General features: G+C 68.7%; 4 protein-coding genes and 1 tRNA gene. 2 read left to right on the top strand and 3 right to left on the bottom strand.

Annotated features, from left to right (window positions below):
- The first annotated feature begins 98 nt into the window (after window positions 1-98).
- Window positions 99-170: transfer RNA gene (locus tag IH45_RS0141900), tRNA-Arg, on the top strand.
- Between the two features lie 363 nt (window positions 171-533).
- Here the strand turns inward: IH45_RS0141900 and IH45_RS0141895 are convergent.
- From IH45_RS0141895 to IH45_RS1000000149150, 3 genes are all read right to left on the bottom strand, one after another.
- Window positions 534-857, bottom strand: coding sequence for a hypothetical protein (locus IH45_RS0141895; RefSeq protein WP_030682134.1), 324 nt, complete (start codon window positions 855-857; stop codon window positions 534-536).
- Window positions 858-956: 99 nt separating this feature from the next.
- On the bottom strand, window positions 957-1,295 hold the full coding sequence (locus tag IH45_RS01000000144725; protein WP_050515571.1) for a toxin-antitoxin system YwqK family antitoxin: 339 nt from the start codon (window positions 1,293-1,295) through the stop codon (window positions 957-959).
- A 2-nt stretch (window positions 1,296-1,297) separates the two neighbouring features.
- The gene (locus IH45_RS1000000149150; protein WP_158813474.1) at window positions 1,298-4,945 is read right to left on the bottom strand and encodes a toxin glutamine deamidase domain-containing protein; all 3,648 of its coding nucleotides are present in this window, start codon (window positions 4,943-4,945) and stop codon (window positions 1,298-1,300) included.
- 42 nt (window positions 4,946-4,987) lie between these two features.
- On the opposite strand from IH45_RS1000000149150, the gene IH45_RS1000000149145 reads away from it, so the two are divergent.
- Window positions 4,988-5,350, top strand: coding sequence for a hypothetical protein (locus tag IH45_RS1000000149145; RefSeq protein ID WP_158813472.1), 363 nt, complete (start codon window positions 4,988-4,990; stop codon window positions 5,348-5,350).
- Window positions 5,351-7,235 lie beyond the last annotated feature (1,885 nt).

The following is a 7,235-nucleotide window of genomic DNA, read 5'->3' as shown; positions in this document are numbered from 1 at the left end:
ACCCCCACATGCGCTACCCCGCCCCTCCCCCAACCCGTTCATGAACACCCCTCCGGAGCTGGTAGTGTTCTACCCGTCGCCGCAACACCGGCCGACAAGCCCCCGTAGCTCAGGGGATAGAGCAACGGCCTCCGGAGCCGTGTGCGCAGGTTCGAATCCTGCCGGGGGCACCTTGCATGAGGTGCCTGAAGACCCCGCCGCCAGCAGATAACGCTGGATGCGGGGTCTTTGTATTGGGTGGCCGTATGCTGCGGGATCGTCGGATCAGAGTTTCCGTGCCGTGAGCCGGAAATCGCAGGACAGTGGCGTCGAGTTCATTTCCGGACTGGCTTCTGCGTTCGTCATGCCCTGCGCAGTGCCCGTCGGGGAGGCGACGACGCTCCTGGCCACTTCCCCGACGGGCACTGCCCGGACCGATCAGCGCCCCTGGTGTTCGGCAGCGTGGACGCGTTTCCGCGACCTGGGGCGGCACTCGCGGAGTGGTCACCACCGCACGCGCCCGGTTGGGCCGTTGGTTCCCGCGAAGGAACGTATTAGGAGTCGGCCGTGCGCGCGCGGTGCCTGCGGTAACTCGCGATGGCCGAGTCGTTGTCGACGTTGGGGACGGTGACCGTCTCACCCGTGTCCTTGGCCACGACGACGTTCGCGCCACCGGGCGGTGCGGGCATCGGTGGGGCTGCCGGGTCCACCGGTCCGGTGGGCGGGTAGGTGGGGTAGACGAGATAGCCGATGTCGAATTCGTGGACATGCATCGGTGCGGGGGAACCGTCCGCCAGCTTGGGGTGGGCGTAACGGCTGAGCACGATGGCGAGGGCTTCCTCGGGAGTGGTCGGCGGCATGGGGGGTTCTTGTGCCATGGCGGTTTTCTCCTGTTCAGCGTGATTGCCGTTCGGGCGGACGTCCCGGGCGCAAAACCGGCCCGGGTACATGCCCGACGACGCGAGTCAGGCCGCGCCTCAGTCGTCTTCCGTGAGATTGCCGTCCTTGTCCCACGCCTGACTGCGCACCGGCATTCCCTCGTTGTTGAAGACGGTGTGCTCGGCGAGCCGGCCGTTCGAGTGCCATTTGCGCCAGTCCCCCACGGCCAGGCCCCAACGAGTCTGGCCTTCCTTCTTCTTCGTGCCGTCCGGATACCACCGGATGTGCGGTCCGGACGGGACCCCTTCGACGTAAGAGATGAGAGCGATGATTCGGCCCTCTCGGTCGCGGGTGACGACCTCACCTGTGACCAGCTCGTCCCCGCAGTGCAAGCGGGCGTCCTCGTCCCGGTGTGTGTCTTCGTATTCGATACGCACGTTCATTCCATTACGGGAGGTATGTAATTGGCTTCGTCCCTGCGCCGGTAGTCGCCGATGGAGTACTGATGGCGGCCGGCGTAGCTCGGGACGCCCTGGAGAACACCGTTGCAGTTCGGGCAGGCCGGCGCTGATTCGCCGACGGAGTGAATGATGTTGCCCTTGTTCTTCCCCCTCTTCACGACAGCAGTTTCGATCCACCGCGGGTCGAACCGCATTTCGTCCAGCGCCTCACGGCTCAGCGGCGGCGGCGTAGAATCTTCCCCGTGCTCCTTGCGCCAGTCCGCTTCATGCTTTCGCTGACGAGCCCACAGCAGCTCATTCACGGCTTTCACCTCGGCATGCCGCAAAGGGTTGTCGAAGTAGGCCTGCCCAGTATAGACCATCTCCGATTTGGGGATTACTTTTCCATTTTCATCCCGCGCCACCGAACCATCCGGGGCGATTTTGTCACCTATCCGGATTTCGCCCTCCGACACCATGATCGGATGCATCCAGGCGGCCATGCCCAAGTAATTCTCGCGCAGCAGCGGGTGCAGGTGCTTCGGCCTGATCACATCGTCCGGGTCACCGTTGAGGCCCTCGGTGATCAGACCGGTGCGGCGGTCGATCGCCAAGGCCGAACAAGGTCCGTCACCATCGACGAACATGTCCGCGTGCTTGCGTGCCCGCTCCTCGGACATTTCCTGCACATACTCTCGGACAGTTTTCCCGTCGATACTCGTGATCAGGCCGTTGTCGTCCAGCTGCACTCGGTCGGTGTCGTTCAGGTCGAGTTGCTCGACAAACCCGCCACGCCTCTTGTCTTCCACCTCCGAATCCAGATCACGGGTATCGGGAGCATCACCGGGATCGACCGGATCGGGGAACTCCGGCGGGTCGTCCACGCGCACGTCGCCGGCCGAAGGAACCTTGAACCGCACGGCCGGGTCGTGGTCCCGGTCCTGGTCGGCATCGCCTACCTCGTGCTGCGCGAGGTCATGATGGCCGTCCGACGGGTCCGGTTCGCCGCCCGATGGTTCGGCCGGCGGCTCGTTCCCGTCCTTGTGAGGCACATCGACACCGGCAGGTTCGGACGGCTCTTGCGGGCGCGGGTCCTGTGAACGCGGGTCACCCGGGTGCGAATTCCAGGTCGGCGGGTCCTGGGCGGGCATTACGCCGTCTGAGGTTTCCTCGACCGGCCTGCCGTATCTCATCGGTTGAGGATCGTTGCGGAGTGCCTCGGCCAGGTGCTGGGAAATGCCCGCGCCGCGGTGCGCGGGCGGGCTTTCGCGGTGGCTCGGAAGAGGCCTGGACGTCTGTTCATCGGTGTCCGCGTGCCGCGGCTCGGCCGTGCCGTGATCGGTCGACGACTCGGTCGGCTCGTCGGCAGCCTTGTCGGCGGACGAGTCGTGGGAGTCGGTGTCGGAGTTGGTGTTGGTGTTGGAGTCGGAGTTGGTGTTGGAGTCGGTGTCGGAGTTGAGGTTTCTATCGGTGTCGGTATGTGTCGGCTTGGTACTGGTGTCCGGGTTGTTCTCGGACGTCTCGGTGGAAGCACCGTCAGGCTTTTCCACCACCTGATTGGCGTGGAGCGGTTGACGGTTGGCGTCGAGCGGGATGTAAAAGGCGTGTTCCGCTCTTGAGATGTGCAGCGGGTCCGTGCTGACCGCTCCGGACTGGGCGTCCACCCAAATGATCTGCCCGTGGTGATTGACCGCGTTGAACGCATGGCCGCCACGGCCGTTGGGCCAGTTGACCTGCACGATGGCGGCTGCCCCGTGGCCTGCTTGTTGGAGGTCGTGCGCGATACGGGCTGCGGTGTGGGGATCGTCGCCACGGCCGGCGTAGGAGTGGGTGGCACCGCTCCAGCGGATCTGATTCTCGTTGGAGTTGTCCTCGGGTTTCCAGGCGAGCACTTTGCCGTGCTCGTCGGTGTCGAGCGTGCGCGGTGCGGAGACCTGGGGGTTGCCGTACCAGGTCTCCAGGAAGGAACGGGAACAGTCGGCGCAGTTGTTGCCGCGCCCGGGAACTGTGTCGCCACCGTCGTTCTGAAGCTGGCCCCAGGAGTCGAAGGGGTTGGCGAAGCGTTGCGGCGTACCGTCGGGATTCCGTGGGTGCGCATCCTCCAGCCGTTGCTGGTCAACGGGATCGGGGGCACGGAGACCGCCGGTCTCCTGATCCAGATCGGCCCGGATGGCATGCAGCGAGTCGGGGTCCGGGGGCGGCAACGGCCCGCGGTCGGGAGCAGGCTCGGTGTGGTCCTGGACCGGCATGTGCTCCTGGACCGGCATGTGGTCCTGGACCGGCATGTGGTCCTGAGGCGATGCCTGTTGCCGGGTGGGCGGTTGCTCCTGAGTGGGTGATTCCTGCCGAGTCGAGTGTTGCTGGTTCTGATGCTGCTGAGACTGGGTGTACGGGTTCAGCTGCTGATTCTGCTGGTGGGGGCCGGGTTGCGGCTGCTGCTGGTACGGCTGAGTCCGGGGTGCCTGCTGCTGGTGTGGCTGATGTTCCGCGTAAGGCCTTGGCTGCTGCTGGACGTACGGGTTCTGCTGCTGTGGCTGCGGCTGCTGTTGAGGGCCAGGTTGCGGGTAGGGACCGGGCTGATACGGCTGCTGAGCGTACGGAGTGGGCTGCGGCTGCTGCTGGTAGGGGCCTGGTTGCTGGGCATGCGGGTGCTGTTGCGTATAAGGACCCGGCTGCGGCTGCGGCTGCGGCTGCTGGATCGGCCCGGGTTGCTGCTGGACGTACGGCCTCGGTTGCACCTGAGGGCCAGGCTGATGCGGCTGTTGGTACGGCCCCGGCTGTACATGAGGGGCAGGCTGCTGAACGCGAGGGCTCGGCTGCGCGTAGGGCCCGGGCTGATGCGGCTGCTGAGTGTACGGCGCGGGGTGCTGCGGCTGCTGGTAGGGCCCCGGTTGGTGGGTATGGGGAGTGGGTTGCTGTGGCTGAGGTTGCGGCTGCTGGTGCGGAGTGGGCTGGTACGGGGTGGGCTGGTACGGAGTGGGCTGGTGCGTGTGCGGAGGTTGCTGAGGCAATACGGGAACTTGGGATCGCGTGGGGTCGTACGGGTTGCGGTTGGCGTCGAGCGTGAGATGCCAGACCCCTGTGGCGTTGGTGCCGAGCGGCTGGTGACTGACTTGTCCGGACTGGCTGTCCACCCAGATGACGCGGCCGTTGTGGTTGACCGCGTTGAACACGTGAGCACCACCGCTGCTGCCATTGGGCCTCGTCGGCCAGGTGACGAGGACAGCGGCGACCGCGCCGTGTCCGGCCTGGCGGAGTTCGTCGGCTATTCGGGCGTAACCCTCATGTGCGTTGTTCCCGGAGGCGCGGAAGGTGGTGCCGGCCCAGTTCTCGATGTTGTTGGTGCCGTTACGTTCGCCGCTGTTCCGGTCGAAGTCACCGTTGGCATCACGGTCATAGGTGCGGGTGGCGGAGACCTGGGGATTGCCGAACCACGACTCGATGAAGGAACGGGTGCAGTCGGCGCAGTTGTTGGAACGGCCCAGGACTCCCATACCGCCGTCGTTCTGCAACTGGGCCCAGCGCTGGAACGGGTCGGGGAAGCGTTGAAAAGCGCCGTCCGGATTGCGCGGGAAGTGGTGCAGCAACGCCTGCTGGTCGCGCGGCGCGGGCAAGTACAGACCGTGGGGATGGTGATTGAGGCTCACCCTGACGTCATTGAAGGACGGACGCGGAGGCTGGGGAACAGCTTGCGGCTGCTGGTGCTGCGGCGCTTGGTGGTGAGGGGCGGGGTGTTGCTGGTGGCTCTGCTGGGGGTGGGCTTGGTTGGCCTGGTGCTGCGGAGGCTGCTGTTGGGGGTGCGGCTGTTGTTGGTGCTGCGGCTGCTGGTGGTTGGGTGGGGTTTGCGGGTGAGGGATGTGCTGAGGGGTGGTGGGCTGGTGGCTCTGGAGGTTGGGCTGCTGGTAATAGGGCTGCTGCTGGTACGGGTGCGGCTGTTGCTGTGGGTGCGGCTGCTGGTGGGGAGGCTGGTTGGGGTGCTGCTGGAAAGGCTGAGGGGACTGGTGGGGCGAGGGCTGGGCAGGCGCGTCCGGGCGGGTCGTATCCGGGCGTGACTGGGGCTGGTCGGGGCGGTGCGCGTCGGAGCGGGGTGCGTCCGGGCGAGTCGATGCCTGGTCGCCCCGTACCGGCTGGGTGTGGTCAGCCCGAGCGGGACCGTCGAGGCGGGGGTTGTGCGGCGGAGCTTCAGGACGTGGGTGCTGGGTGTGGTCCTGGACGATTTGCGAGCCGTCGGGGCGGCGGTTGTCGTGAGGCGGGGTGGTGGGGGCATCGGGGCTGCGTGGGCCGTCCGGACGGGAGTTGCGCGGCGGGCGGTCGGGGCGCGGCTGCTGGGTGACGTCCTGCATGGGGCGGCGGCCATCGGGACGGCGGCCGTCCGGGCGGCGGTTGGGCTGCGACGCGGTGTTCGCGTTGGACGGTGTGCTGCTGCGCGGCGGGGTGGTGTTCGACGGGGTGGGGCCCGCGTGGGGCGGCGTGGCGGTGGGCACGCCCATGGCCGGTCCCGCGTTTTGCGGGGTGTTCTGCGTCGGGCCGGGCGTGGGGCCCGCGTCCGGGGTGGAAGTGTGCGCGGTGACGGGTGGCGGGGCGGTCGCGGTGGCCGCGGACTGGGTGGACAGTTCGGTGTCGTCTCCCATGTGCGGCATGGGGTCGCCTGGAGCCGGGTCGCGCTGTTGTACTGGCTGGTGGTGGGACGGCGAGTGCTGACCGGGGGCGCCCTGGGGCGGCGTGCCCGCTTGCGGCATGGCGGGGCGGCCGCCGCCGGTGCCGGCGGAGCCGTTGTCACCGGGCGCGGAGCCGGAGCCGTCGTTGCTGTTGTTCGGGGGGTTGCCCTGGACGGGGCCCGGGGCGGATGTGTCAGGCCGGGGATCGGACGTGCCGCTGGGGGTGTCCTGCCGCGGGGCGGGGTGTTCCGCGGTGGAATGGTCCGGTGCCGGGGCGGCGTCGGGTTCCGGACCAGGCGCGGGCGCCGCGTCCGGGTGGGTGGGAGGCGGCGGACCCGGAGCGGGCTGGGTGGAGACGTTGGCCGGATTGTTGTCGGTGTCCGGACGAGCCGAGTCCGGGGTGTGGTCAGGCGTCGGACGGGTGGAGACCGGCTCGGCGCCGGGGCCGGGCGTCGGGTGGGTGCTGCCGGACTCGGGGGCAGGGTGCGCGTGGTCCGGGGTGGGCCGGGTGCCGGCGGAGTCAGGGGCCGGGCGTCCGGTCTCCGGGGTGGTGCCCGCGTCCTGCCGGGCGGACGGCGTGTCGGAGTGGCCGTCCGCTCCGTACGGGTTGTGCCCGTCTCCGCCCTGGTAGCCGCTGTCGAAGGGCGAGCGCTGCTCGGGCGGCGGCAGCGGCTGTGCGGTGGGGCGAGAGGGCGACCCGTCAGATCCGTTGGAGCCGGTGTGACCGGTGCTTCCAGTATTGCCGGTGTGGCTGGTGTTGCCGGTCCCGGCGGATGCGCCGTCGCCGGATGTGCCGGGGCCGGATGCGCCGTCGCCGGATGCGTGGGACACACCGCTCCGACCGGTCCCGCCGGAGTCCGAGCCCGTACTCGAACCTGAGCCCGCACCCGAGCCCGAATGAGCTCCGGAACCCGTTCCTCCGGACGAACTCCCGGAGCCCGAGCCGTCGGCCCCGGAATTCGAGCCGCCACTCGCATGGCTGCCCGAGCCGCTGCCGCTGCCGCTGCCGCTGCCCGAACCCGAGCCGCTGCCGCTGTCCCCGCTGCCAGATGCCGGACCGCTCCCGGTTCCCGAACCGCTCCCGGAGCGGCTGCCGCTGCCGGATCCGCCCCCGTCTCCCGAGCCACCGCCACTACCGGAGCCACCACCGTCTCCCGAGCCACCGCCCGTTCCGCCGCCACCGCCCGTTCCGCCTCCGCCGTGGTCGCCGTGTCCGGCGGCGGAGTCCAGGCCGTGGCGGGCGCGGTGGCCGGCGCGGTGGCCGGCGCCGTCGCGCAGG

The sequence above is a fragment of the Streptomyces rimosus subsp. rimosus genome, assembly GCF_000720725.1.
Classification (GTDB): Bacteria; Actinomycetota; Actinomycetes; order Streptomycetales; family Streptomycetaceae; genus Streptomyces; species Streptomyces rimosus_A.
The sequence above is the reverse complement of the archived record's forward strand: the minus strand, read 5'-3'. Positions and strand labels throughout refer to the sequence as shown.

What these genes read in the sequence shown, in the direction of transcription:
- IH45_RS0141895 (WP_030682134.1), bottom strand. Translation starts at nt 857, where the DNA reads ATGGCACAAGAACCCCCCATGCCGCCGACCACTCCCGAGGAAGCCCTC.